The organism is Actinokineospora xionganensis (genome assembly GCF_014323725.1).
GTDB lineage: Bacteria > Actinomycetota > Actinomycetes > Mycobacteriales > Pseudonocardiaceae > Actinokineospora > Actinokineospora xionganensis.
Genome location: NZ_JABVED010000007.1, coordinates 315,877 through 338,671, shown reverse-complemented (window position 1 = coordinate 338,671; position 22,795 = coordinate 315,877). Strand labels below are relative to the sequence as shown.

Sequence of the window (22,795 nt, the reverse complement as noted above, 5' to 3'; positions counted from 1 at the left end):
AACCAACGGTGTTGCGACGACCGGTTGAACTCAGGCTGTCCATGACGGTCGGGATTCGATCGGCCGACTGATTTTCGACGTTGAGCGGCCTGTCCTGAGTCAGGCCGTTTCCGCGAGGCGGTCAAGGGTGCGTTTGTAGTAGCGGCGGAAGAACGTCGGGCCCATGACCCGCATCATCCCGATGCCGATCTTGGCCGACAGGTTGGTGGCCGTGTTGTCCCAGACGCCGTGGAGGTCGCTGCCGCCGTTCGCCGCCGGTTTGACCTCGACCGTGTGGAAGCTGGACGTGGCCAGGTAGGCGCTTTCGGTGACGGTCATGACGACCTTGCCTGGTGTCGACCAGTCGTAGTGCCAGCGGGCGCTGACCTTGGGCAGGTCCTGCCCCTCCTGCGCCTCGGCCTCGGTCTCGCCGACCGAGAACACCCGGTACTCGCGAGGCGAGAGCGCGGGCCAGCGGTTGGGCCGGTTCGCCGAGAAGTCTGTGAACAGCTCGATGACCTGCTCAGGCGTGGCCCTCGTGTGGACGTCGAACTCGAAGCGAGTGCGCATGACGCTCCCAACGGTCGCCGTCCATGGTGGACGACACACACTGTGGGCTCAACTGGACCAGTGGACTGTCATACGTGCGGGGTACCGTCGCGGCATTCGTCGGCATCCGGTGGACGCGAGGCCAAGTAAGGAGCACACCATGGGTGCGTGGGGCACCGGGCTATTCGACAACGACGACGCGGCCGATTTCTGCAACGACCTCGACGACCTCGCCGCGGCCGACCGGCCGGAAGCCATCCGCGCCGCCCTGGCCGAAGCGGCCGGGGAGAGCGGGTACCTGGACCTCTCGATCGGCTCGGTCGCCGTCGCGGCGGCGGCGATCGTCGCCGCCCAGCGCCCCGGCGGCAGCCCGCTCGACGAAAGCTATGGTCCCGAGGACCCAATCTCGCACCTGTCTGAAGACTTCGCCCCACTCGCCGCTCAAGCCCTCACCCGTGTACTCGCCGACGACTCAGAACTCCGCGAATGTTGGGGTGAGGCCGAGAGCATGGCCGAATGGGTGGACCAGCTCGAGCAGTTGCGGACGGTGCTCGCGAACTGAGTTTGTCCACAGTGGACACTGTCCGCGTTGTCGGGTGAGGCAGCTTGGGTGGGACGCACGGCAGGACGGGCCATGAGATGAGGGTGGAAGTCCTTCGGGTTGTCGACCCGTCGGCCGGGATCGTGGCTTTCCGATGTGACGTCGGAGCTGCGTCCGGTCGCTGGATGGGGCCGGGTATCGCCGAGGTTGGACAGTTCGATGTCGAGATCGATGTTCCGGATGAGGTTTCCGCGTGGACCGAGGTCTCCTCTGCCGTCACGTCCCTCTCGGAGGTCGATACCGAGATCCTCGTCGCCGGCGAAATCGCTCAAGTCGGCGAGGGGGATGACCCGGTGGTGACGATCCGACTCGGGACGGATCTTCTCTTGGTGGAGATTCCGGGTGTCAAACCGGTCCCGCCTCTGGCAGGCCTGCTCTCGTTCCAAGTTCCAGAGATCCGGCTCTACCCTTACCCCCTGTGACAAAAGCGGGTGCCGTCCGGAGTGGACGGCACCCGCTGAAAGCAAGTGATCAGATCAACGACGGAACAGCAGTGCGCGCTTGACTTCCTGGATCGCCTTGGTGACCTGGATGCCACGCGGGCACGCGTCCGTGCAGTTGAAGGTCGTGCGGCAACGCCACACGCCTTCCGCGTCGTTCAGGATGTCCAGGCGTTCCTGGGCTCCCTCGTCACGCGAGTCGAAAATGAAGCGGTGGGCGTTGACGATCGCCGCCGGCCCGAAGTACGAGCCCTCGTTCCAGAACACCGGACACGACGTAGTGCAGCAAGCACAAAGGATGCACTTGGTCGTGTCGTCAAATCGCTCACGATCGGCCGCCGACTGGATACGCTCCCGGGTCGGCTCGTTCCCATACGTGATCAGGAACGGCTTGACCGCCTTGAACGCCTCCATGAACGGTTCCATGTCGACGAGCAGGTCCTTGTGGACCGGCAGGCCCTTGATCGGCGCCACCGTGATGGTGGTCTGCTTCCCCTTGGCCGCCATCAGGTCCTTGACCAGCACCTTGCACGCCAACCGGTTGACGCCGTTGATCTGCATGGCGTCGGAGCCGCAGATGCCGTGGGCGCAGGACCGGCGGAACGTGAGGGTCCCGTCGAAGTACCACTTGATGTAGTGCAGCAGGTTCAGCACCCGGTCGGTGGGCAGCGCGGGGACGCCGAAGGTCTCCCAGCGCGGCTCCGAATCGATCTCCGGGTTGAAGCGCAGGATCTTCACCGTGATGGTGACGGCGCCCTCGGGCACCGGCGGCTGGTCGCCCCGGGCGCCTGCCGATTCAGCAACAGTTGCGGCGGTCATCAGTACTTGCGCTCCATCGGCTTGTACCGGGTGAAGGTGACGGGCTTGTAGTCGAGCCGGATGTCCGACTTCAGACCGTCGCCCTGCTTGTAGAACATGCTGTGACGCATGAAGTTCGTGTCATCGCGGTGGGGGTAGTCTTCGCGGGCGTGGCCGCCGCGCGATTCCTTGCGCGCCAGCGCGCCGACGACCAGGACCTCGGCCAGCTCCAGCAGGAAGCCCAGCTCCACGGCTTCCAACAGGTCGGTGTTGAACCGCTTGCCCTTGTCCTGCACGGTGATGTGCGCGTACCGGTCCTTGAGCGCCTGCACGTCGTGCAGGGCCTGCTTCAAGGTCTCCTCGGTGCGGTACACCGAGGCGTTGGCGTCCATCGTGGCCTGCAGCTCGGTGCGGATGTCGGCCACCCGCTCCTTGCCGTGCTCCGACAGCACCAGCTCGACCTGCGCCTGCACGGCCGCCGCGGGGTTCTCCGGCAGCTCGACGTGCTCGTGGTTGTTCGCGTACTCGGCCGCGGCCAGACCCGCTCGACGCCCGAAGACGTTGATGTCGAGCAGCGAGTTCGTGCCCAGCCGGTTCGCGCCGTGCACCGAGACGCACGCGCACTCGCCCGCCGCGTAGAGCCCGGGCACCACGTTGTCGTTGTCGCGCAGCACTTCGCCGTGGACGTTGGTCGGGATGCCGCCCATCGCGTAGTGCGCGGTCGGGTACACCGGGACGGGCTCGGTCACCGGGTCGACCGCGAGGTACGTGCGGGCGAACTCGGTGATGTCGGGCAGCTTGGTCTCCAGGACCTCCGCGCCCAGGTGCGTGCAGTCGAGCAGCACGTAGTCCTTGTTCGGACCCGCGCCCCGACCCTCCAGCACCTCCAGGGCCATCGACCGGGCGACGATGTCGCGCGGCGCGAGGTCCTTGATGGTGGGGGCGTAGCGCTCCATGAACCGCTCACCGGAGGCGTTGCGCAGGATCGCGCCCTCGCCTCGGGCACCCTCCGTGAGCAGGATGCCCAGGCCCGCCAGGCCTGTCGGGTGGAACTGGTAGAACTCCATGTCCTCCAGCGGCAGGCCCTTGCGGTACACGATGCCCATGCCGTCGCCGGTCAGGGTGTGCGCGTTCGAGGTGGTCTTGAAGACCTTGCCGAAGCCTCCGGTCGCGAACACGACAGCCTTCGCGGAGAACACGTGGATCTCGCCGGTCGCGAGCTCGTAGGCGATCGCGCCGGTGCAGACCGGGCCGTTCTCCGTCTCGGTGAGACAGATGTCGAGCACGTAGAACTCGTTGAAGAACTCGATGCCGTGCTTCACGCAGTTCTGGTACAGCGTCTGCAGGATCATGTGACCGGTGCGGTCGGCGGCGTAGCAGGCGCGGCGGACCGCGGCCTCACCGTGGTTGCGGGTGTGCCCGCCGAAGCGCCGCTGGTCGATCTTGCCCTCGGGCGTGCGGTTGAACGGCAGGCCCATCTTCTCCAGGTCGAGGACCGCGTCGATGGCCTCCTTCGCCATGATCTCGGCGGCGTCCTGGTCGACCAGGTAGTCGCCGCCCTTGATCGTGTCGAAGGTGTGCCACTCCCAGTTGTCCTCTTCGACGTTGGCCAGCGCGGCGCACATGCCGCCCTGGGCCGCGCCCGTGTGGGACCTGGTCGGGTACAGCTTGGTGAGCACCGCCGTGCGCGAACGCTGGCCGGCCTCGATCGCGGCACGCATGCCCGCGCCGCCCGCGCCGACGATGATGACGTCGTACTTGTGGAACTGCATGAGAAGTCCAGTTCTAGTTGGCGCTGATGTCCGGGTCGAAGGTGAAGATCACGTACGAGCCCAGCGCCAGGATCAGCACCATCGACACGTAGAGCATCATCTTCAGCCAGAAACGGGTGCTGTCCTTGCGCGCGTAGTCGTTGATGACCGTGCGCAGACCGTTACCGCCGTGGATCTCGGCGAGCCACAGCATCGACAGGTCCCAGAACTGCCAGAACGGGCTCGACCAGCGGCCGGCGACGAAGGCGAAGTTGATGCGGTGCACACCGTCGTCGAGGATGTTCATGATGAACAGGTGGCCGAGCACGAGGACCACCAGCGCCATGCCGGAGATCCGCATGAACAGCCAGCTGATCATCTCGAAGTTGCTGCGACGGGCGGCCGGGCGCCGCGGCGACCGCGGCTTGTCCAGTGCGAGCGTCATGACTAGTGCCCCCCGAACATCTCGGTCACCGTGCGCACCAACATGAAGTACGTCCCGGGGATCATCACGAGCACCCAGACGCCGAGGATCGTCCACAGCATCTGCTTCTGGTAGCGGGCGCCCTTCTCCCAGAAGTCGACGAGCATGACCCGGATGCCGTTGAGCGCGTGGTAGAGCACCGCGCCCACGAGACCGACCTCGATGAGGTTGACGATCGGGGTCTTGTACGTCTCGATGATCTCGTCGTACGCGTTGGGCGACACCCGCACGAGGGCGGTGTCGAGCACGTGCGCGAAGAGGAAGAAGAAGGTGAGCACCCCGGTGATCCGGTGCGCGACCCAAGACCACATCCCCGGGTCTCCCCGGTAGAGCGTCCCGGTGCGCCGGGACCCGCGCGCAGCCACCGTTGCGGTGGCGCTGGCCGAGTCGGACACGGTTGACGGCCTCCAGCGTCTACAGATGGGACTCCGTTCGCTGGGAGTCCACACCGAACGGGCCTTGACTAACCGGATGCTAGACCCGGATCGCGGAGCACACCCAACCTGCGAACGCTCTCTGTGACAGACGAGACACGGCCGCCGCAACGCACAAGGCCCGCCCGGGTGCCGTGAGGGAGCACGTTTCCGCACGCGGAGTGTGGAACTTCTACTACTCAGGGTGATCGTTCACAGTTAAGACAAACGATTGGGTCACGGCGTGCGCGCTTGGGTCGCGAGCGCCTTACCGCGGAGTACGGTCCTGCGAATAGTCATCGCGATCCGGCCATCCCGGGCGCGACCGTCTGGGAAGGAGAAAGCCTTGCGCCGAATGCGAGGAATTCGTCTCGCCGCGGGGCTGCTCGCGCTGGGCCTGGGCCTGGCCGCGTGCGGCTCGGAAACGACGCCCGGCACCGGCGGTGATACCACCAGTGGCACCGCCCCGAAGGCCTCCAACGTCAAGGTCGGACTGGCCTACGACATCGGCGGCCGCGGCGACCAGTCGTTCAACGACTCGGCGGCGCGTGGCCTGGACAAGGCCAAGGCCGAGCTCGGCATCGAGGTCAAGGAACTCGAAGCCGCCGCGGGCGAGACCGACGCCCAGAAGGAAGACCGGCTGATCCAGCTCGCCGAGGGTGGGTACAACACCATCCTGGCCATCGGCTTCGCCTACGAGGGCGCCGTGGCCAAGGTCGCGCCGACCTTCCCCGAGGTCAAGTTCGCCATCATCGACAGCGAGGCCCCCGAGGCCGCCAACGTGGCGAACCTGGTCTTCGCCGAGCACGAGGGCTCGTTCCTCGTCGGCGCGGCCGCCGCGCTCAAGAGCACGACCGGCAAGGTCGGCTTCATCGGCGGCGTCAACGTCCCGCTGATCCAGAAGTTCGAGGCGGGCTTCACCGCGGGGGTCAAGGCCGTCAAGCCCGACGCCACCGTGGACGCCAAGTACCTGACCCAGCCGCCGGACTTCACCGGGTTCAACGACCCCGCCAAGGGTGAGACCGCCGCCAACGGCATGTTCGACGCCGGTGTCGACGTCGTCTACGCCGCCGCGGGCGGTTCCGGCAACGGCGCGTTCAAGGCCGCCAAGGCCAAGGGCAAGCTGGGCATCGGTGTCGACTCCGACCAGTACAACCTGCCGTCGCTCGCCGACGTCAAGGACGTGATCATCACCTCGATGGTCAAGCAGGTCGACGTCGCCGTGTTCGACTTCGTCAAGTCGGTCAACGACAACACGTTCAAGTCGGGCAAGAAGGTCTACGACCTGAAGGCCGGTGGCATCGACTACTCCACCAGCGGTGGGAAGGTCGACGACATCAAGGCCAAGCTCGACGAGTACAAGCAGAAGATCATCTCGGGCGAGATCAAGGTTCCGGCAACCAAGTAAGCCGGACAAGGGCCGTGCCATGGGCCCGGGTGACCGCGACATCCGCGGGCCCCGGGCCCTTCGGCACTCCGCGTGAATCACCTCGATCGACAAGGAATCGACCGTGGCCACACAGGACACCGGCGAGCCCGGCGGACACCCCGCCGTAGAGCTGACCGGAATCACCAAACGCTTCCCCGGCGTGATCGCCAACTCGGACGTGAACATCGCCGTCCGGCCGGGCACCGTGCACGCCCTCGTCGGCGAGAACGGCGCCGGGAAATCCACCCTGATGAAGATCCTCTACGGGATGCAGCGTCCCGATGAGGGCACCATCTTCGTGGCCGGGAAGCCGATCGTCTTCACCTCTCCCGCGGACGCCATCAAGGCGGGCATCGGCATGGTCCACCAGCACTTCATGCTGGCCGACAACCTCACCGTGCTGGAGAACGTCGTCCTCGGCGGCGAGCCGAGGTCGGGGCTGGGACTGGACTTCGACACCGCCCGCCGCCGCATCCGCGAGATCTCGGACAACTACGGGCTCAACATCGACCCCGACGACCTGGTCGACGACCTCGGTGTCGGCGCGCGCCAGCGGGTCGAGATCCTCAAGGTCCTCTACCGCGGCGCCCGCACCCTGATCCTCGACGAGCCGACCGCCGTGCTGGTCCCGCAGGAGGTCGACGAGCTGTTCGGCAACCTGCGCGAGCTCAAGGCCGAGGGCCTGACGATCCTGTTCATCTCGCACAAGCTCGACGAGGTGCTGGCCGTCGCCGACGAGATCACCGTCATGCGCCGCGGCACCACCGTCGCGAGCGTCCTGCCCAAGGACGTCACCGCGCGCCAGCTCGCCGAGCTGATGGTCGGCAGCGCCCTGCCGGTGCCGGAGCTGCGCGAGTCCACCGTGACCGACCGGCCGGTGCTCGAGGCCCGCGGACTCACCGTGACCAGCGCCGACGGCCGCAAGCTGCTCGACAACGTCTCCTTCACGATCCACGCCGGTGAGGTCCTGGGCATCGCAGGCGTCGAGGGCAACGGGCAGGCCGAACTGGTCGAGACGCTCATGGGCATCCGCCAGCCCGCCTCCGGCACGGTGCACCTCGCGGGCAAGGACATCACCCGGACGTCCACCAAGCACCGCCGCGAGTCCGGGATGGGCTACATCCCGGAGGACCGCCACCGCCAGGGCGTGCTGCTGGAGGCGACCCTGTGGGAGAACCGCATCCTCGGCCACCAGACCCGCAAGCCCAACGCGCGTGGTCTCCTGCTCGACCGGCGCGGAGCGCGCGCCGACACCCAGCGGATCGTCGAGGAGTACGACGTCCGCACGCCGAGCATCGACGTGAACGCCTCGGCGCTGTCGGGCGGCAACCAGCAGAAACTCATCGTCGGCCGTGAGATGAGCAGCAAGCCGGACGTCCTGATCGCCTCGCACCCGACCCGCGGTGTCGACGTCGGAGCGCAGGCCGCCATCTGGGACCACGTCCGCCGGGCTCGCGCCGAGCAACTCGCCGTGCTGCTGATCTCCGCCGACCTCGACGAGCTGATCGGCATGTCCGACACCCTGGCGGTGATCCTCCGCGGCGCGATCGTCGGTCACTACGACCCGGCCACGGTCACCCCGCAGGAACTCGGCTCCGCGATGACCGGCGCTGGGAGGGAAGGCTGATGGGCAGGTTCTCCACCCGCGCGATCGTGCTGGGACTGGCCGCGCCGCTGGGCGCACTGGTCTTCTCCGCGCTGATCTGCGCTTTCATCCTCATGGTCACCGACCACTCGCCGATCGAGACGGTCGACGCCATGTCGGCCGCCGCGCAGCGGCCACGGACGCTGGTCAACTCGCTCAACACCGCGACCACGTACTACTTGGCCGCGGTGGCGGTGGCGGTCGGCTTCAAGATGAAGCTGTTCAACATCGGTGTCGACGGGCAGTACCGGCTCGCCGCGATGCTGTCGGCGACGCTCGCGGGCGCGGCCTTCATGGACAGCCTGCCGTCGTTCCTGCGGATCACGATGACGATCCTCGCCGCGATGCTGGTCGGCGCCGCGTGGTCCGGCCTGGCCGCGCTGCTCAAGGTGACCCGCGGGGTCAGCGAGGTCATCTCGACGATCATGCTCAACGCGATCGCCACCTACCTGGTGTCCTACCTGCTCAACCCGGCCCGGCTGGCGCAGAACGTGCCGGGCAGCAACAACATCAGCACCCGCCCGATCACCGAGGGCGGCCGCGTGGACGGGCTCGTGGTCACCGGGTCGACGTCGAAGATCTTCGCCCTGGTGTTCCTGGCCGTGGCGGTCGGCTTCCTCTACTGGTTCGTGCTGACCCGCACCCGCTTCGGCTTCGAGCTCAAGACAACTGGCCTGTCCGAGTCGGCGGCGGTCGCCAGCGGGGTCAGCGTCAAGAAGATGGTCGTCTACTCGATGCTCATCTCGGGCGCGGTCGCCGGCCTGGTCGGCATGCCACAGCTACTCGGGGCCTCCTACTCCTACGCACTCGACTTCCCGGCGGGCATCGGGTTCACGGGCATTGCCGTGGCCCTGCTCGGCCGCAACCACCCGGTCGGCATGGCCGTCGCCGCGCTTCTGTGGGGCTTCCTCGACAACACCGCGAACTCGCTCGACGTCGCCGGTGTCCCGCGCGAGATCGTGCTGATCATGCAGGGCGTCATCGTTCTCTCGGTCGTTGTGGCCTACGAACTCATCCGCCGCTACCGGGTCCGAGCTGAACAACATGAAGTCGGCCGCGCCCTGGGTCGGACCAAGACTCTTGAAGAGGTGTCGTCATGAGCGCGGGTGGGCTGACCGTCGGAATGGAGATCGCACCGGCCGTCAAGCGCACGAAGCGCCTGTCGCCCATGGTGTACGTCCTCATCGCGGTGGGTGCGTTGCTGTTGCTGTCGCTGGTCCGGCTGCTCGCCGACGCACGCGACCTGACTTCCGCGGGCACGGTTCAGGCCGCCATCACCGCGGCCGTCCCGCTGGCCATGGCCGGTCTGGCCGGCCTGTGGTCCGAACGCGCGGGCGTGATCAACATCGGTCTTGAGGGCATGATGGTGCTCGGCACGTTCGGCGCCGGGTACGCGGGCTACCAGTGGGGTCCGTGGGCGGGTGTCGCGTTCGGCCTGCTCCTCGGCGCCATCGGCGGCCTGCTGCACGCGATCGCCACGGTGACCTTCGGTGTCGACCACATCATCTCCGGCGTCGCGGTCAACCTGCTGGCACCGGCCGCGGCGCTGTTCCTGTCGAAGCTGTACTTCGCCAAGGCGCCGGGTGGCGGCCAGAAGCAGTCACCCCGAGTCGAGGACGCCGCCAAGGTGTCGGTGCCGGGCATCGGGGACCCCCTGGGCCGGGTCGAGGAAAAGGGCTGGTTCTTCATCTCCGACCTCGCCGGGATCCTGCGCGGGCTGCTCACCGACGTCTCGCTGCTGTCGGTGCTGGCGGTCGCGCTGATCGTCGGCACGGCCTACGTCCTGTGGCGCACGCCGTTCGGCCTGCGGCTGCGCTCCTGCGGCGAAGCCCCGACCGCGGCGGAATCGCTCGGCGTCAACGTCTACAAATACAAGTACTACGCGGTGGTCGCCTCAGGCTCGTTCGCCGGTCTCGGCGGTGCGTTCCTGGCGGTCAGCTCCGGCCAGTTCCGCGACGGGCAGACCGGTGGCCGAGGGTTCATCGGCCTCGCCGCGATGATCTTCGGCAACTGGCGGCCTGGTGGCCTCGCCACTGGCGCGGGCCTGTTCGGCTACACCGACGCCCTGGCCCTGCGCGGCTCGGCGGCGGTCCACGCGCTGTTGTTGCTGTTGGGGATCGCCTTGGTGTTCGTCGCCGTGATCCAGTACCGGGCAGGCCACCACGTCCTCTCGGGTGTCGCCGCAGCCCTCGGCGTGCTGTTCGGCTGGTGGTACTTCGTGAGCGAACAGGTCCCGGCGGAACTGGTCGGCGCGGCGCCGTATGTGGTGACGCTGCTGGTTCTGGGTCTGGCCTCGCAACGGCTGCGGATTCCGCGCGCCATCGGTGAGGTCTACCGCAGGGGCGAGGGCAAATGATCGACTGGGACGCGCTTCGGGCCGAAGCCGTCCGCGCCGCCGCGTCGGCCTACTGCCCCTATTCGGGGCTTCAGGTCGGCGCGGCGGCGGTGGTCGACGACGGTCGGGTCGTCACCGGCTGCAACGTCGAGAACGCGGCCTACGGCGTCGGTCTGTGCGCGGAGTGCACCATGGCCGGGCAGCTCCGGATGACTGGCGGCGGCAGGCTCGTGGCCGTCGCCTGCCGCAGCGGCACGGGCGAGCTGCTCATGCCGTGCGGCCGGTGCAGGCAGATCATCTTCGAGCTGGGCGGCCCGGACTGCCTGGTGGACACCCCGGCGGGCCCGGCGCCGATGTCGGCTGTGCTGCCGGACGCGTTCGGGCCGGACCAGCTGCCCTAGCTGTGATGTCCAGGGAGGTTGGTCAGCCGGGTGATGGGTGGTTGGCCTCCGATGGCGGAGTGGGCTCGGTGGTGATTGTAGAAGTGGAGCCAGCCGGGTAGGGCTGATCGACGTTCTTGTTCGGAGGGGTAGTAGCGGGCGTAGGCCCAGCCGTCGGCCAGGGTGCGGTGGAAGCGTTCGACTTTGCCGTTGGTCTGTGGTCGGTAGGGTCGGGTCCGTTTCGGTGTGATCGCCAGTGTCGCGCAGGCCTGGGTCCAGGCGTGGGAGCGGTAGCAGGCGCCGTTGTCGGAGAGCACGCGTTCGACTGTGACTCCACGCTGGGCGAACCATGCGACCGCCCGTTCGAGGACACCGATCGCGGTGGCGGCTTTCTCGTCGGTGTGGATCTCGACGTAGGCGGCGCGGGAGTGGTCGTCGACGACGGTGTGCAGGTAGGCGCTGCCCAGGAGAGGCCCGCCCCAGCCTGATCGGGGTGTGCTGGTGCGGGCCGCGGTGGCCCAGCGGTTGCGTCGTCCTTGTTGTTTGCCGACGTAACGCCAGCCGCCGCCGTCGGGGATGTTGCCGAACTTGGTGATGTCGACGTGGATCAGCGAGCCGGGGTGGTCGTGTTCGTAGCGGCGCAGGGGTTCGCCGGTGACACGGTCGATGCGGGAGAGGCGGTTGATCCGGCAGCGGACCAGTACGGCGTGCACGGTGGAGGCGGGGATCGCGAGCCGTCCGGCGATCTGAACCGGTCCCAGCCGCAACCGCCACCGCAACCCCACGATCCGCCGCACCACCGGCTCCGGGGTCTTTGCCGGGCTGTGATGCGGCCGCGAGCTGCGGTCGACCATGCCCGCCACGCCCTCGTCGCGGTATCGCTTCGCCCATTTTCGCGCGGTCTTCTCCGCGACCATGAACATCTTCGCCGCGTCGGCAGGACGCCAGTTCTCTTCGATGATCAGTCGTGCCAGACGCAGCCGGGTCCGCGGCGTCAGGGTGGCGTTAGGGTGGGACACGAAGGCCTCCGGGATGTGAAGCGGTTCCTCAACAGCTCCACTTCACAACCAGAGGCCTTCACCTGTCTTGGCGACAGGCCGACACTCATCGCCTTTAACCGGGACAACGTCCCTGGACATCACACCTAGCCCTTCTTCATGGTGACCACGACGACGTCGACCTGGCCTTGGTCGATCGCCACCGTGCCTGTGTAGCCCTTGCCCGCGAAGTCGATGCTGACGACCTCGTCGCCGCTGAGCTGCGACGTGTTCTCCCGGACGACCTGGTACCCGGCGGGCGGCAGCGAGGTCCGGTAGTAGCCGAGCGCCTTCTCCGGCAGCACGCCGCTGACCACCATCGTCAGCTGCCCGTCGCGGCTCGCGTCGGTGACCTTGCCGCCGGGCGGGACCGGGAAGTCCCGCGGCATGCCGGGCGGGGGCACCGCCGGAACCGAGGTGGTCGTGACCGGCGCGCCATTCGGTGGTGGTGGTGGCGTCTCGGTCCCGGAACTGGTGACGGCGGGGGACGACGTGCCTGCCGCGGTGCTCGCGTCCGACGTACCTGCCGCGGGCGGCGCCTCCTGGGCGCCGGAGCAACCGCTGAGTCCGATCACCGCCGCGACGGCGGCGACAAGGGCTCGTGACATGGAAGTTCCTTCCGTACGACCTCGGCACGCGGGTCAGGAACCGCGCGCACGTCCTCGGGAATGGTCAGCGGCCGTGGGCGGGCCGGACCCCGCCCACGGCCGGAGGGTCACTTGGCGATCGTGACGGTGACGTGGTCGCCGTCGATCGCGACCTTGCCCTTGCCCGCGGGGCCCTCGAAGCTCACCGCGGTGGGCTCGTCAGCGGTGATCTTGTAACCGGCGCCCGGCAGGGCCTTGCGGTAGAAGGACAGGACCTTCTCCGCGCCCTCCCCGGTCACCGAGAAAGAGCCGTCCGTGCCGACCGCCGACACCTTCGCGCCGCTGGGCACCGGGAAATCCTTCGGCGCGCCCTTGGGCAGCTCCGGGAGGACCAACGGCGGCTCGGGCTCGGCGGCGGGCACCGACGAGGGCGCCGGGGCGCCGCTCGCGACCGTCGCCACCGACCCCGACTCGGGCGCGCCGCTGGTGGCGGGCGCCTCGGCCGCGTTCGAGCTCGAAGGGGCCTGCTCAGCGGGGGACTCGCCGCCGCAGGCGGTGGTCGCGAGACCGAGGCACAGCAGCGCCGCGGCCAAGCCGATCCGGTTGTTCTTCATCTTGATGATCTCCATGCAGGGTGTGGGAGCGGGAACCAGGTCGGACGGGCCAACGGATTTCGGCGGCCCCGCTCCCCGGCGGTTCCCTTCCATCGAGACCGGAGAGTGTGGCCGAGGATACGGTTGACGAAGTATCGAGACTGTGGAGGCATGTCGGTGGAACGGTTCAGCGCGGTCGACGTCATCCGGGCCAAGCGCGACGGCGCCCGGCTCAGCGACGAGCAGATCGACTGGGTGATCGACGCCTACACCCGCGGCGCGGTGGCCGACGAGCAGATGTCCGCCCTGGCCATGGCCATTTTTCTCAACGGCATGGACACCGACGAGACCGCCCGCTGGACCGCGGCGATGGTCGACTCGGGGGAGACGCTGACGCTGCACAGCGACCGGCCGACCGTCGACAAGCACTCCACCGGCGGGGTCGGCGACAAGATCACGCTGCCGCTGGCGCCGCTGGTCGCGGCCTGCGGGGCGGCCGTCCCGCAGCTGTCCGGCCGCGGCCTCGGGCACACCGGCGGCACCCTCGACAAGCTTGAGTCCATCCCCGGCTGGCGCGCGAGCCTCACGACCGAGGAGATCCTCGCCCAGCTCCGCGACGTCGGCGCCGTGGTCTGCGCGGCCACCGAGGGGCTCGCCCCCGCCGACCGCAAGCTCTACGCCCTGCGCGACGTCACCGGCACCGTCGAGTCGATCCCGCTGATCGCCAGCTCGATCATGAGCAAGAAGATCGCCGAGGGCGCCGACGCGCTGGTCCTCGACGTCAAGTTCGGCTCGGGCGCCTTCATGAAGACCGCCGACAACGCCCGCGCGCTGGCGAAGGCCCTGGTGGGCATTGGTGTGTCCCGCGGCCTGAAGATCTCGGCGCTGATCACCGACATGTCCATCCCGTTGGGCCGCGCTGTCGGCAACGCCGTGGAGGTCGCCGAGTCGATCGAGGTCCTGCGGGGCGACGGTCCGGCGGATGTCGTCGAGCTGACGTTGGCGCTCGCCCGCGAGATGCTCGACCTCGCCGGGCTGTCCGATGTGGACCCTGGGCGGATGCTGGCCTCCGGTGAGGCGTACGAGACGTGGGCGCGGATGATCCGGGCCCAGGGCGGCGACCCCGAGGCGCCGCTGCCCGAGCCGAAGCACGTGCACGTGATCAAGGCCGACCGCGACGGGGTCGTGACGAAGCTCGACGCCTACGCCGTGGGCGTCGCGGCCTGGCGGCTCGGTGCGGGCCGGGCGCGCAAGGAGGACCCGGTGCAGGCCGCCGCCGGAATCCTCTGCCACGCCAAGCCGGGTGAGTCGGTGCGGACCGGGGATCCGGTGCTGGAACTGCGAACCGACACCCCGGACGCGGTCGCCGCCGCACTGTCCACTTTGGAAGGCGCGTACGAGGTCGGCGACACCGCCCCGGAGATCGGTCCGCTCATCCTGGAGACGATTCGCCCTTGATCGGTGTGGGTGACGCTGCTCGGCTACGGCCGCTCACTCCGTAGCGGCTTCGCCTTTCGCTGGGAGCAGCGCGGCGACGCCGTCGAGGATGCGGTCGAGGCCGAAGTCGAACTCGGCGGAGTGGTCGTCGTCGGCGTCGAAGATGCCTGAATCCACCACCGCGGTCAGCTCGGGGAAGGTGTCCGGGTCGATCAGCTTGCGCAGGACGGCGGCGTAGTCGGGCATGATCTGCTCGCCCGGCGGCGCGACGATCTGGATCGCCAACGTCGCGGCGTTGCGGGAGTAGCCGGTCACCAGCAGGATCGCCGACATCTTCGCGCCCGCGTCCAACCCGGTGCGCGACAGTGACTTCAGCCCGCTCTCCAGCCAGCCGAGCTGGTTCGGTGTCACGGGCGGACCGGTGATCGGCACCTGGACCAGCCATGGACGGGTGATCAGCGCCATGAACTCAGCCCGCGCCCAGCACGTCAATCCCGCACGCCAGTCTTCGGGCATCGGTTCGGGCGGGGCGCCGAAGCCCGCGTCGACCATGAGGGCCAGCAGTTCGTCCTTCGCCGTCACGTAGCGGTAGAGCGACATCGCGCTGGAGCCGAGTTCCTTCGCGACCCGGCCCATCGACAGCGCGTCGAGCCCCTCGGTGTCCGCGACCGTGATCGCCGCCGCGACGATGCGGTCCAGGGTCAGGCCCGGCTTGGGGCCGCGGCTGGGTCGCTCGCCCAGTCCCCACGCCGCCTCGATGCTCCGGGGCAAGCCGGTGCTCGTCTGGTCCGCCATGTCCTCCGCTTTCGATCCGGGTTGACTCCACATCCTAGTTCTGCGTATAACTTACGCAGAAGCGCGTATGACATACGCAGTTAGAGGGGGGTACCCATGAACGACAAGCTCACCGCCGGACGCAGGGAATGGATCGGGCTCGCCGTGCTCGTCCTGCCGTGCCTGCTGGTCTCGATGGACGTCAGCGTGCTGTTCTTCGCACTGCCGTTCATCAGCGCCGACCTCGGCCCGACGGCCACCCAGCAGCTCTGGATCATGGACGCCTACGGGTTCGTCCTGGCCGGTCTGCTGATCACCATGGGTGCCGTGGGCGACCGGATCGGCCGCCGCAGACTTCTGCTGATCGGCGCGGCCGCGTTCGGCGTGGCGTCCGTGACCGCGGCCTACTCGAATTCGGCGGAACTGCTGATCCTGACGCGCGGCCTGCTCGGCCTGGCCGGCGCGACGCTCATGCCGTCCACCCTGGCCCTGATCCGCAACATGTTCCACGACGCCGCCCAGCGCAAGACCGCCATCGCCGTTTGGACCGCCGGTCTGACCATGGGCGCCACCATCGGCCCGATCGTCGGCGGCTTCCTGCTCGACCACTTCTGGTGGGGCTCGGCGTTCCTGATCAACGTCCCGGCGATGGTCCTGCTGCTCGTCGTGGGTCCGTTCCTGCTCCCCGAGTTCCGCGCCCCGGAGTCCGGCCGGTTCGATCTGGCGGGCGCGGCAATATCGCTCGTCGCCATGATCGCGGTGATCTACGGGATCAAGCAGATCGCCGTCGACGGCGTCACCGCGTCCTCGGTGGCGGGGCTCGTCCTCGGGTTGGTGCTCGCCGTCGCGTTCGTCCACCGGCAGCGCACCACGGCGAGCCCGCTGGTCGACGTCTCGCTGTTCAGGAACCGGACGTTCAGCGGCGCGGTGGTGGTCAGTGTGGTGAGCATGTTCTGCTTCATCGGGATCACGATGTACACCAACCAGTACCTGCAGCTGGTGCTCGGCATGCGCCCGTTCACGGCGGCACTGTGGTCGCTCGCGGTCATGCCCGGGGTGATGATCTGCATGACGATCTCGGGGGTGCTCGCCAACAAGGTGCGGGTGTCGGTGCTGGTCACGTCCGGCCTGGTGGTGCTCGCGGCGGCGTTCGTCGTGCTCACCCAGGTTCGTGCGGACTCGCCCCTGTGGCTGGTGCTGGTCGGCGCGGGCCTCGTCGCCTCCGGGGTGCTCATGACGGTGTCCCTGCTGGCGGACCTGATCCTCACCGCGGCCCCCGCCGAACAGGCGGGCGCCGCGTCGGCGGTCTCCGAGACCGGCAGCGAACTGGGCGCGGCCCTGGGCATGGCGATCCTAGGCAGCGTCGGCGCCGCGATCTACCACGCGGACATGGCCGGGCACGTGGGTTCGCTGCCCCCGGATCTTGCCCGGGTCGCGCAGGACACCTTGGGTGGAGCGGTCGCGTCGGGTGACCCGACGGTGATCACGGCGGCGCGGATCGCCTTCACCGAGGGCTTCACCGTGGCCGCCACCTTCGGCGCCGTGGTGGTTGCCTTGACGGCGGTGTTCGCCTACCGCGCCCTGCGGCACGTGCCCGTTTCGGTGAAGCAGGAGGAGGCGGTCGCGGCCTGACTCAGGTGGCCCCCGGTCCCGGCGACCGGGGGCCGCCGCGTCTACGGTTTCCGCCGTGACCGAACCCGCCGTCTTGCGCGACACCAGGGCTGCCTACGACGCCATCGCGGTCCACTACGCCGAACTTTTCAGCAATATCCTTGAAACCCTGCCGATGGAACGCGCCATGCTGGCCGCGTTCGCCGAAGTGGTGCGGGCCCACGACGCCGGACCGGTCGCCGACCTCGGCTGTGGTCCCGGCCATGTCACCGCCCACTTGCACGCGCTCGGGCTGACCGCCTTCGGCATCGATCTGTCTCCCGAGATGGTCGCCCTGGCCCGCCAAGCCCACCCGGCCCTGCGGTTCGACGAGGGCTCGATGACCGCGTTGGACCTCCCCGACGGAGCCCTCGGCGGCATTCTCGCGTTCTACTCGATCATCCACACACCACCGTGGCAACTGTCGGCGGTATTCACCGAATTCCACCGGGTGCTGGCACCGGGCGGTCACCTGCTGCTCGGATTCTTCGCAGGTGACGACCCCGTGCCGCGGGAATTCGACCACAAGGTCACCCTCGCCTACCGGTGGTCACCCGACAGCCTCATGGAACTGTTGCGCCAAGCGGGGTTGGTCGAGCTGGCCAGGTTGGTGCGCGAGCCGCACCAGGGCGAACGCCCGTTCCAACACGCCCAACTGCTGGTCCGCAAACCGACTCGATCGCGGCGGGTCACAACCCCACAGTGGGCACCATGCTGATTCGCGCCGCCACGCCGGCCGAGGCCGCCACCCTGAGCGAACTCGCGTTGCGTTCGAAGGCCCACTGGGGTTACGACGAGGCGTTCCTGCAGGCCTGCCGGGCCGAGCTGACCCTGCGCCCCGACGACGTGACAGCGCAGCGAGCGACGGTGGCGCAGGACGGCGACCAGGTGGTCGGCTTCTACACCCTGAGCGGCCACGCGCCCGAAGGCGAACTCGGCTACCTCTACGTCGACCCCGACCACCTCGGCACCGGCGTCGGCCGCCGCCTGTGGAAACACGCCGTGGACACCGCCCAAACCCTGAACCTCAAACGATTCACCATCGACGCCGATCCTTACGCCGAGGACTTCTATCTGAAGATGGGAGCGGTCCGGATCGGCTCGGTGCCCTCCGGTTCCGTTCCAGGCAGGCTCCTGCCGCAGATGGCCTACAACCTGTCCTGAGCGGCACCGGCCGCCAAGTTCCATGGCAGCGGAATCCGCTGTGCCAGCCCGTTGCCGTGCCCTCGCGCGACAGATCACCCGACGAGGCCGTTCAACCCCGCACCAACCCCCGCGACGACAAACCCCCACCCACCTCGGGGGGACGTCCCTTGGCCAGTCTATCGGCCAGGGGAGTCAGTTCCCGAGATTGTGGGTGGGGGTGTGGATAACCCTGTCGCCTGTGGATAAGGGCTTAGGCGCCCGCGGCGATGTCGGTGTCCTCCGAGTTGTCGTCACGCACCTTGTCGGCCGACTTGGGGCCCTTGCCGTTGGTGCGGCGGCGGTTTCCCTGACGCGGCAGCGCGGTGGGCGGGGGCGGGCTGGGGGTGCCGCCGCCCATCATCAGCTCGGCGAACGTGGCCATGGCCTCGTCCAGGTGGCCGCCGATGCGACGCACCGACTCCTCGTTGGTCTTCTTCATCATCGACTCGACCGACGTGTTGTCCGGCTGGTTCGACAGCGTGCCCTCGACCTTGGTGAGGCTCTGCTGGATGGACCCACGCAGCTCGTTGAGGCGGGCGGTGAAGCCGTCCTCGACGGTGTCCAGGCGGTTGGCCATGCTGTCCAGGTTCGCCGTGACCTTCTCCAGGCGCTGCGCGAGCGCCTCCAGGCGGTCGCTGGCGTCCACGGTCTCCTTGGTCTCCCGCAGCGCTTCCTGCAGGGCCAGGGTGGCCTCCTCCAGCTTGAGCGCGACGGCGTCGCGGGTCTCGCCGAGGGAGGTGCCCAGTTCCATGCGGGTGTTGTCGAGCTGCTGGACGCTGGTGTCGAGCTTGCCGTGCAGCGAGTCCGAGGTCTCGGTGAAGCGGCCGTGCAGCGCCTCGGTGGACGACGCCAGCTTGCCCTGCAGCGCGGTCGCGGACTCAGCGACCTTGGCGATCACCGACGAAGACGTCTCGGTGACCTTGCCTTCGATGGCCTGCGCCGACTCCGCGACCTTGCCCTCGACCGACGCCGAGGTCTCGGTGACCGCGCCGATGACCGACGCCGAGGTCTCCGCGACCTTGCCGATCACCGACGAAGAAGACTCGGTGACCTTGTCGTGCAGCGACGTGGCCGTCTCGGCGAGCTGCGCCTGCAGCGACGCCGAGGTCTCGACCAGCTTGCCCTCGAGCGAGGACGACGTCTCCAGCAGCGCGGTCTGCAGCGAGTCGGTGGACTCGGCCAGCTTGCCCTGGACCGCGTCGGCCGACTCGCTGACCTTGCCGTGAATCGAGGTGGAAGCCTCGGCCAACTTCCCGTGCAGCGACGAGGAGGCGTCCGCCAGCTTGCCGTGCAGGGACTGCGAGGTTTCGGTGACCTTGCCGGTCAGCGCCGTCGCGGTCTCCGCGAGCTTGCCGGTCACGGCGTCGGTCGAGACAGTGATCTTGGTCTGCACCGCGTCGGACGTCTCGGCGACGGTCCGCGCGAGGATGTCCTTGGTGCCGTCGAGGTGCTCGTGCACGCCCTCGTCGACCTCGTCGAGGCGGCCGCGCAGCGCGGTCTCCATGAGCTCGATGCGCTCGCGCACCGGGGTGGTCGCCAGGGACGGGACCTGGTCGATCTTGCCGTCCTGCTTGTCCAGGTGGTGGTCGAGTTCGTCGATGCGGCGGTGGATGTTGGAGAGCTTGTCCTCCAGCCCATCCATCCGGCCCGCGACACCCTCGAACCGCCCGGACATGCCGTCGAGACGGCCGTCGAGCTGGGCGAATGGGGTGGCGAGCTTGTCGACGATGCTGTCGACCGCGCGGGCGATGGCCGCGATCGCGTTGTCCTGAGATTCCAGCTTCGACATCGCCGCGTCCAGCCGGTCGGCCAGCACTGCTACCTCAGTGCGGTCCGGCATCTCGGACAGGCGCTTGCGCACCGACCCGATGGATTCCAGCGGCGACAGCCTGGCATGGATCTCATCCAGGGCGTCGAAGATCTGCTGCTGTTCGCTCTCACGGATCTCGGCCGCGCGCGTGAGCATGTTGCGCATCCGGTCGAACGACACCGTGGGGTTCGTGCTCTCGTTCACGGAGGTGACCTTCGTCCTGGGGAGGGGAGATGCAGACGACTGTGGGGAGCCTAGCCAGTCCCAAAAGGCGTCCATACACCACCCGTTGCTAGTTCGTCGGTCCAGACACGGACGATTGGACCGTTCGGCGTACAGCCGCGTTGCTTGCTTCGCGACCGGGCCGAACCATACGTGACCGCGTGGCTACCCGATCGGGTGAGCCCACATTGTGAGTACCGTGTCTGCATGTCGAAGCATGTCGAAACTCCGGTGACCCCGGAGGCCATAGTCACCGCCCCCAAGGTCCTCCTGCACGATCACCTCGACGGCGGCCTGCGGCCGGGCACGGTTATTGATCTTGCCGAGGCCAACGGCTATTCCGATCTCCCGACCACCGACGTCGACGCGCTCGGCACCTGGTTCCGCGACGCGGCCGACTCCGGTTCGCTGGTCCGCTACCTCGAGACGTTCGCGCACACGTGCGGTGTAATGCAGGACGAGGCAGCACTCGTCCGGGTGGCAGCCGAATGTGCGGAGGACCTCGCGGCCGATGGGGTCGTCTATGCCGAAGTCCGTTACGCCCCGGAGCTTTTCACCGAGCGCGGCATGGAACTCGACGCGATCGTGGAGGCCGTGCAGGCGGGCTTCCGCGAAGGCGAGCGCCGGGCCGCCGCCGCGGGCAGGACGATCCGCATCGGGACGCTGCTGTGCGCCATGCGGCAGAACGCCCGGTCGCTGGAGATCGCCGAACTGGCCGTGCGCTACCGCGACGCCGGTGTCGTCGGGTTCGACATCGCGGGCCCGGAGGCCGGTTTCCCGCCCACCCGCAACCTCGACGCCTTCGAGTACCTGCGCCAGCAGAACGCGCACTTCACCATCCACGCCGGTGAGGCGTTCGGCCTTCCGTCCATTTGGGAGGCTCTGCAGCACTGTGGCGCCGAGCGGCTCGGGCACGGTGTGCGGATCGTCGACGACATCAAGATCGCCGCCGACGGCTCCGTCCACCTTGGACGGCTCGCGTCCTATGTGCGCGATCGCCGGATTCCGCTGGAGATGTGCCCGTCGTCGAACCTGCAGACCGGCGCGGCGACGTCCATCGGCGAGCACCCGATCGGTCTGCTGACCTCGCTTCGCTTCCGTGTCACGGTGAACACCGACAACCGGCTCATGAGCGGCTGCTCGATGTCGAGCGAGATGGCGGCGCTGGTCGAGGCCTTCGACTACGGCTGGTCGGACCTTCAGTGGTTCACGATCAACGCGATGAAGTCCGCGTTCATCGGGTTCGAGGAGCGCCTCGACATCATCAACAACGTCATCAAGCCCGGCTACGCCCGCCTGATGTAGCCGCGAGTCCAACGCCCAAAACAATGAGTCCAACACTCGCGACAGTCGCGAGTGTTGGACTCATTGTTTTGAACGTTGGACTCGCGGGTTAGTGGGTGCGGAGGCGGTCCTCGAAGTCCTGGACGAGCTTGTTCCAGGTCGACGACTCCTTGTCGAACGGTGCGCTCGGCGCCATCCGGGTGGGGTCCGGGGACAGGATGAAGCTGACCAGCCAGCCGAGGCTCTCGGACTGGTTGAGCGCCTCGCCGACCGACTCGTCGCCCGCCCAGTCGGCGGTGTCGGTGAGCAGTTCCACCGCGAGGTCGAGCTGCACCGGGTCGACCGCGTCGACGCCCTCGGCGAGGTCGTCGCCCAGGCCCTGCAGGACGTAGGTGTTGTCGGTCTCGACCTCGAGGTCGAGGCTGCCGTCGGTCGCCTTCGCGGCCACCGCGTCCCACGTGGAGACCTCGGCGATGTCGTTTTCCGAGTGGTCGCCGTTCGCCAGGAACTTGGCCAGCCCACGCGCCGACGTCGCCACGTCGATCTTGCCCTCGGAGCCCAGGAAGATCGGCTCGTCGTCGAGGTAGCAGCGCAGCGTGTAGTACTCGGACCCGTCGGTGATGATCTTGATCGGGTCGATGCCGACCTCGGACCAGAAGGTCGGCGGAGCTTCCTCTTCGGCCTCTTCCTCGGCGGCCTCGGCGTCGACCGGCTCGATGTCGTCGTCCTCGGCGGCGGCCTCAGCGGCTTCGGCGTGGAACGCGACCAGTTCCTCGGCGCTCTTCTCCAGCGCGACCTCGTCGACCGCGGGCGCGGTGACGACCGAGTCGAGCGCGTCGAGGACCTCGTCCCAGCGCTCGGCGATCGTCTCGGCCAGGTCGGTCCACAGGCGCTCGCCGTCGCGGCCGGTGAACGGGAAGGTGCCCTGGTCGAGCACCGCGAACCCGTCTGCGGAGTTCAGGACGTCATGCACCTCGTCGAGTTCGCACACGTCCGCGAGCGAGCGGACGATCGCGACGATCTCGGCGAGCTCGCCGACCGTCCACGTGTCCGGCTCCTCGGCCGCCAGCTCCGGGACGCCCACCAGGTCGTACTGGTGTGCCTCGTCGGGCATGAGCTCGGCCACCGACAGCGCGGGCACCAGGTGCCAGGCGGGGTGGTCGGACAGGTCGTGCTCTTCGGTGGTGCGGACGAAGGCCGCGAGGTGGGCGGCGTCGGGGAAGGCGTAGAGGTCGTCCTCGTGCCCGAGGAACGCCTCCCACTCCTCACCGTCTTCCCGCCAGCGCGGCGCCCACAGCGTGACGACGTCACCCTGCGGCAGCCCGAGCTCGATCGGGACGATGTCCTGGGCCATTGGAGGTCCTCCTGGTCGCGCAGCCATCGGCGTACGTTCGGGGTGCGTCGGGCAGCCT

At 68.3% G+C, this 22,795-nt stretch carries 23 protein-coding genes; 12 read left to right on the top strand and 11 right to left on the bottom strand.

The window, feature by feature from the left end; all coding sequences use genetic code 11:
• Window positions 1-99: 99 nt before the first annotated feature.
• Window positions 100-549, bottom strand: a complete 450-nt coding sequence (locus GPZ80_RS15180; protein ID WP_187220986.1) for an SRPBCC family protein — start codon at window positions 547-549, stop codon at window positions 100-102.
• Between the two features lie 139 nt (window positions 550-688).
• Here GPZ80_RS15180 and GPZ80_RS15175 point away from each other — a divergent pair, with 139 nt between their 5' ends.
• Window positions 689-1,090: a DUF4259 domain-containing protein gene (locus GPZ80_RS15175; protein WP_187220985.1), complete on the top strand. Its 402-nt coding sequence runs from the start codon at window positions 689-691 to the stop codon at window positions 1,088-1,090.
• 77 nt (window positions 1,091-1,167) lie between these two features.
• On the top strand, window positions 1,168-1,551 hold the full coding sequence (locus GPZ80_RS15170; RefSeq protein WP_187220984.1) for a hypothetical protein: 384 nt from the start codon (window positions 1,168-1,170) through the stop codon (window positions 1,549-1,551).
• A gap of 54 nt (window positions 1,552-1,605) precedes the next feature.
• Here GPZ80_RS15170 and GPZ80_RS15165 read toward each other — a convergent pair whose 3' ends face one another.
• Genes GPZ80_RS15165 through sdhC form a run of 4 tightly spaced genes read right to left on the bottom strand, consistent with a single transcriptional unit; the run spans window position 1,606 to window position 4,997 of the window.
• Entirely contained in the window at window positions 1,606-2,388 is a 783-nt protein-coding gene (locus GPZ80_RS15165) for a succinate dehydrogenase iron-sulfur subunit (RefSeq protein WP_091383997.1), read from the bottom strand.
• A complete protein-coding gene (sdhA, locus tag GPZ80_RS15160; RefSeq protein WP_187220983.1) occupies window positions 2,388-4,139 on the bottom strand; it encodes a succinate dehydrogenase flavoprotein subunit in 1,752 nt (583 codons plus the stop codon). The genes GPZ80_RS15165 and sdhA overlap by 1 nt, the downstream gene beginning before the upstream one ends.
• A gap of 13 nt (window positions 4,140-4,152) precedes the next feature.
• Window positions 4,153-4,563 (bottom strand): succinate dehydrogenase hydrophobic membrane anchor subunit, encoded by a 411-nt coding sequence (locus tag GPZ80_RS15155; protein WP_091383995.1) that lies wholly within the window; start codon window positions 4,561-4,563, stop codon window positions 4,153-4,155.
• 2 nt (window positions 4,564-4,565) lie between these two features.
• Window positions 4,566-4,997, bottom strand: a complete 432-nt coding sequence (sdhC, locus tag GPZ80_RS15150; protein WP_176926862.1) for a succinate dehydrogenase, cytochrome b556 subunit — start codon at window positions 4,995-4,997, stop codon at window positions 4,566-4,568.
• Window positions 4,998-5,370: 373 nt separating this feature from the next.
• On the opposite strand from sdhC, the gene GPZ80_RS15145 reads away from it, so the two are divergent.
• The 5 genes from GPZ80_RS15145 to GPZ80_RS15125 all read left to right on the top strand — a co-directional run bounded on the left by GPZ80_RS15145 (window position 5,371) and on the right by GPZ80_RS15125 (window position 10,825).
• A complete protein-coding gene (locus tag GPZ80_RS15145; protein ID WP_187220982.1) occupies window positions 5,371-6,423 on the top strand; it encodes a BMP family lipoprotein in 1,053 nt (350 codons plus the stop codon).
• 103 nt (window positions 6,424-6,526) lie between these two features.
• On the top strand, window positions 6,527-8,071 hold the full coding sequence (locus tag GPZ80_RS15140; protein ID WP_187220981.1) for an ABC transporter ATP-binding protein: 1,545 nt from the start codon (window positions 6,527-6,529) through the stop codon (window positions 8,069-8,071).
• Entirely contained in the window at window positions 8,071-9,189 is a 1,119-nt protein-coding gene (locus tag GPZ80_RS15135) for an ABC transporter permease (RefSeq protein WP_187220980.1), read from the top strand. Before GPZ80_RS15140 ends, GPZ80_RS15135 begins: the two co-directional genes overlap by 1 nt.
• Window positions 9,186-10,445, top strand: coding sequence for an ABC transporter permease (locus GPZ80_RS15130; RefSeq protein ID WP_187220979.1), 1,260 nt, complete (start codon window positions 9,186-9,188; stop codon window positions 10,443-10,445). The genes GPZ80_RS15135 and GPZ80_RS15130 overlap by 4 nt, the downstream gene beginning before the upstream one ends.
• A complete protein-coding gene (locus GPZ80_RS15125) occupies window positions 10,442-10,825 on the top strand; it encodes a cytidine deaminase (protein WP_187220978.1) in 384 nt (127 codons plus the stop codon). Before GPZ80_RS15130 ends, GPZ80_RS15125 begins: the two co-directional genes overlap by 4 nt.
• On the opposite strand, the gene GPZ80_RS15120 is transcribed toward GPZ80_RS15125, so the two are convergent.
• From GPZ80_RS15120 to GPZ80_RS15110, 3 genes are all read right to left on the bottom strand, one after another.
• Complete coding sequence (locus tag GPZ80_RS15120; protein WP_187220977.1) at window positions 10,822-11,823, bottom strand: IS481 family transposase; 1,002 nt, start codon at window positions 11,821-11,823, stop codon at window positions 10,822-10,824. The two genes, GPZ80_RS15125 and GPZ80_RS15120, sit on opposite strands and share 4 nt — an antisense overlap.
• Before the next feature lie 125 nt (window positions 11,824-11,948).
• Window positions 11,949-12,449, bottom strand: coding sequence for a hypothetical protein (locus GPZ80_RS15115; protein ID WP_187220976.1), 501 nt, complete (start codon window positions 12,447-12,449; stop codon window positions 11,949-11,951).
• A gap of 107 nt (window positions 12,450-12,556) precedes the next feature.
• On the bottom strand, window positions 12,557-13,057 hold the full coding sequence (locus tag GPZ80_RS15110; protein ID WP_187220975.1) for a hypothetical protein: 501 nt from the start codon (window positions 13,055-13,057) through the stop codon (window positions 12,557-12,559).
• 141 nt (window positions 13,058-13,198) lie between these two features.
• Between GPZ80_RS15110 and GPZ80_RS15105 the strand changes: the two genes are divergently transcribed.
• Window positions 13,199-14,479 carry a thymidine phosphorylase gene (locus GPZ80_RS15105; protein WP_187221018.1) on the top strand — a complete coding sequence of 427 codons (1,281 nt, stop codon included), beginning with the start codon at window positions 13,199-13,201 and terminating at the stop codon, window positions 14,477-14,479.
• A gap of 33 nt (window positions 14,480-14,512) precedes the next feature.
• On the opposite strand, the gene GPZ80_RS15100 is transcribed toward GPZ80_RS15105, so the two are convergent.
• On the bottom strand, window positions 14,513-15,253 hold the full coding sequence (locus GPZ80_RS15100; RefSeq protein WP_187220974.1) for a TetR/AcrR family transcriptional regulator: 741 nt from the start codon (window positions 15,251-15,253) through the stop codon (window positions 14,513-14,515).
• Between the two features lie 96 nt (window positions 15,254-15,349).
• Between GPZ80_RS15100 and GPZ80_RS15095 the strand changes: the two genes are divergently transcribed.
• The 3 genes from GPZ80_RS15095 to GPZ80_RS15085 are packed head-to-tail and all read left to right on the top strand — an operon-like array spanning window position 15,350 to window position 18,046.
• Window positions 15,350-16,864 (top strand): MFS transporter, encoded by a 1,515-nt coding sequence (locus GPZ80_RS15095; RefSeq protein WP_187220973.1) that lies wholly within the window; start codon window positions 15,350-15,352, stop codon window positions 16,862-16,864.
• Window positions 16,865-16,919: 55 nt separating this feature from the next.
• Window positions 16,920-17,600 carry a class I SAM-dependent DNA methyltransferase gene (locus tag GPZ80_RS15090; protein ID WP_187220972.1) on the top strand — a complete coding sequence of 227 codons (681 nt, stop codon included), beginning with the start codon at window positions 16,920-16,922 and terminating at the stop codon, window positions 17,598-17,600.
• A complete protein-coding gene (locus GPZ80_RS15085) occupies window positions 17,594-18,046 on the top strand; it encodes a GNAT family N-acetyltransferase (RefSeq protein WP_187220971.1) in 453 nt (150 codons plus the stop codon). Before GPZ80_RS15090 ends, GPZ80_RS15085 begins: the two co-directional genes overlap by 7 nt.
• A gap of 232 nt (window positions 18,047-18,278) precedes the next feature.
• On the opposite strand, the gene GPZ80_RS15080 is transcribed toward GPZ80_RS15085, so the two are convergent.
• Window positions 18,279-20,042: an apolipoprotein A-IV repeat region-like domain-containing protein gene (locus tag GPZ80_RS15080; RefSeq protein WP_376771681.1), complete on the bottom strand. Its 1,764-nt coding sequence runs from the start codon at window positions 20,040-20,042 to the stop codon at window positions 18,279-18,281.
• 264 nt (window positions 20,043-20,306) lie between these two features.
• Here GPZ80_RS15080 and GPZ80_RS15075 point away from each other — a divergent pair, with 264 nt between their 5' ends.
• Complete coding sequence (locus GPZ80_RS15075; protein WP_187220969.1) at window positions 20,307-21,404, top strand: adenosine deaminase; 1,098 nt, start codon at window positions 20,307-20,309, stop codon at window positions 21,402-21,404.
• Window positions 21,405-21,492: 88 nt separating this feature from the next.
• On the opposite strand, the gene GPZ80_RS15070 is transcribed toward GPZ80_RS15075, so the two are convergent.
• On the bottom strand, window positions 21,493-22,737 hold the full coding sequence (locus GPZ80_RS15070) for a SatS C-terminal domain-containing protein (RefSeq protein ID WP_187220968.1): 1,245 nt from the start codon (window positions 22,735-22,737) through the stop codon (window positions 21,493-21,495).
• Window positions 22,738-22,795 lie beyond the last annotated feature (58 nt).

Coding starts and splice junctions, on each gene's coding strand:
- GPZ80_RS15180 (WP_187220986.1), bottom strand. CDS start 549: ATGCGCACTCGCTTCGAGTTCGACGTCCACACGAGGGCCACGCCTGAG.
- GPZ80_RS15175 (WP_187220985.1), top strand. CDS start 689: ATGGGTGCGTGGGGCACCGGGCTATTCGACAACGACGACGCGGCCGAT.
- GPZ80_RS15170 (WP_187220984.1), top strand. CDS start 1,168: ATGAGGGTGGAAGTCCTTCGGGTTGTCGACCCGTCGGCCGGGATCGTG.
- GPZ80_RS15165 (WP_091383997.1), bottom strand. CDS start 2,388: ATGACCGCCGCAACTGTTGCTGAATCGGCAGGCGCCCGGGGCGACCAG.
- sdhA (WP_187220983.1), bottom strand. CDS start 4,139: ATGCAGTTCCACAAGTACGACGTCATCATCGTCGGCGCGGGCGGCGCG.
- GPZ80_RS15155 (WP_091383995.1), bottom strand. CDS start 4,563: ATGACGCTCGCACTGGACAAGCCGCGGTCGCCGCGGCGCCCGGCCGCC.
- GPZ80_RS15145 (WP_187220982.1), top strand. CDS start 5,371: ATGCGAGGAATTCGTCTCGCCGCGGGGCTGCTCGCGCTGGGCCTGGGC.
- GPZ80_RS15135 (WP_187220980.1), top strand. CDS start 8,071: ATGGGCAGGTTCTCCACCCGCGCGATCGTGCTGGGACTGGCCGCGCCG.
- GPZ80_RS15130 (WP_187220979.1), top strand. CDS start 9,186: ATGAGCGCGGGTGGGCTGACCGTCGGAATGGAGATCGCACCGGCCGTC.
- GPZ80_RS15125 (WP_187220978.1), top strand. CDS start 10,442: ATGATCGACTGGGACGCGCTTCGGGCCGAAGCCGTCCGCGCCGCCGCG.
- GPZ80_RS15115 (WP_187220976.1), bottom strand. CDS start 12,449: ATGTCACGAGCCCTTGTCGCCGCCGTCGCGGCGGTGATCGGACTCAGC.
- GPZ80_RS15110 (WP_187220975.1), bottom strand. CDS start 13,057: ATGGAGATCATCAAGATGAAGAACAACCGGATCGGCTTGGCCGCGGCG.
- GPZ80_RS15100 (WP_187220974.1), bottom strand. CDS start 15,253: ATGGCGGACCAGACGAGCACCGGCTTGCCCCGGAGCATCGAGGCGGCG.
- GPZ80_RS15095 (WP_187220973.1), top strand. CDS start 15,350: ATGAACGACAAGCTCACCGCCGGACGCAGGGAATGGATCGGGCTCGCC.
- GPZ80_RS15085 (WP_187220971.1), top strand. CDS start 17,594: ATGCTGATTCGCGCCGCCACGCCGGCCGAGGCCGCCACCCTGAGCGAA.
- GPZ80_RS15080 (WP_376771681.1), bottom strand. CDS start 20,042: ATGCGCAACATGCTCACGCGCGCGGCCGAGATCCGTGAGAGCGAACAG.
- GPZ80_RS15075 (WP_187220969.1), top strand. CDS start 20,307: ATGTCGAAGCATGTCGAAACTCCGGTGACCCCGGAGGCCATAGTCACC.
- GPZ80_RS15070 (WP_187220968.1), bottom strand. CDS start 22,737: ATGGCCCAGGACATCGTCCCGATCGAGCTCGGGCTGCCGCAGGGTGAC.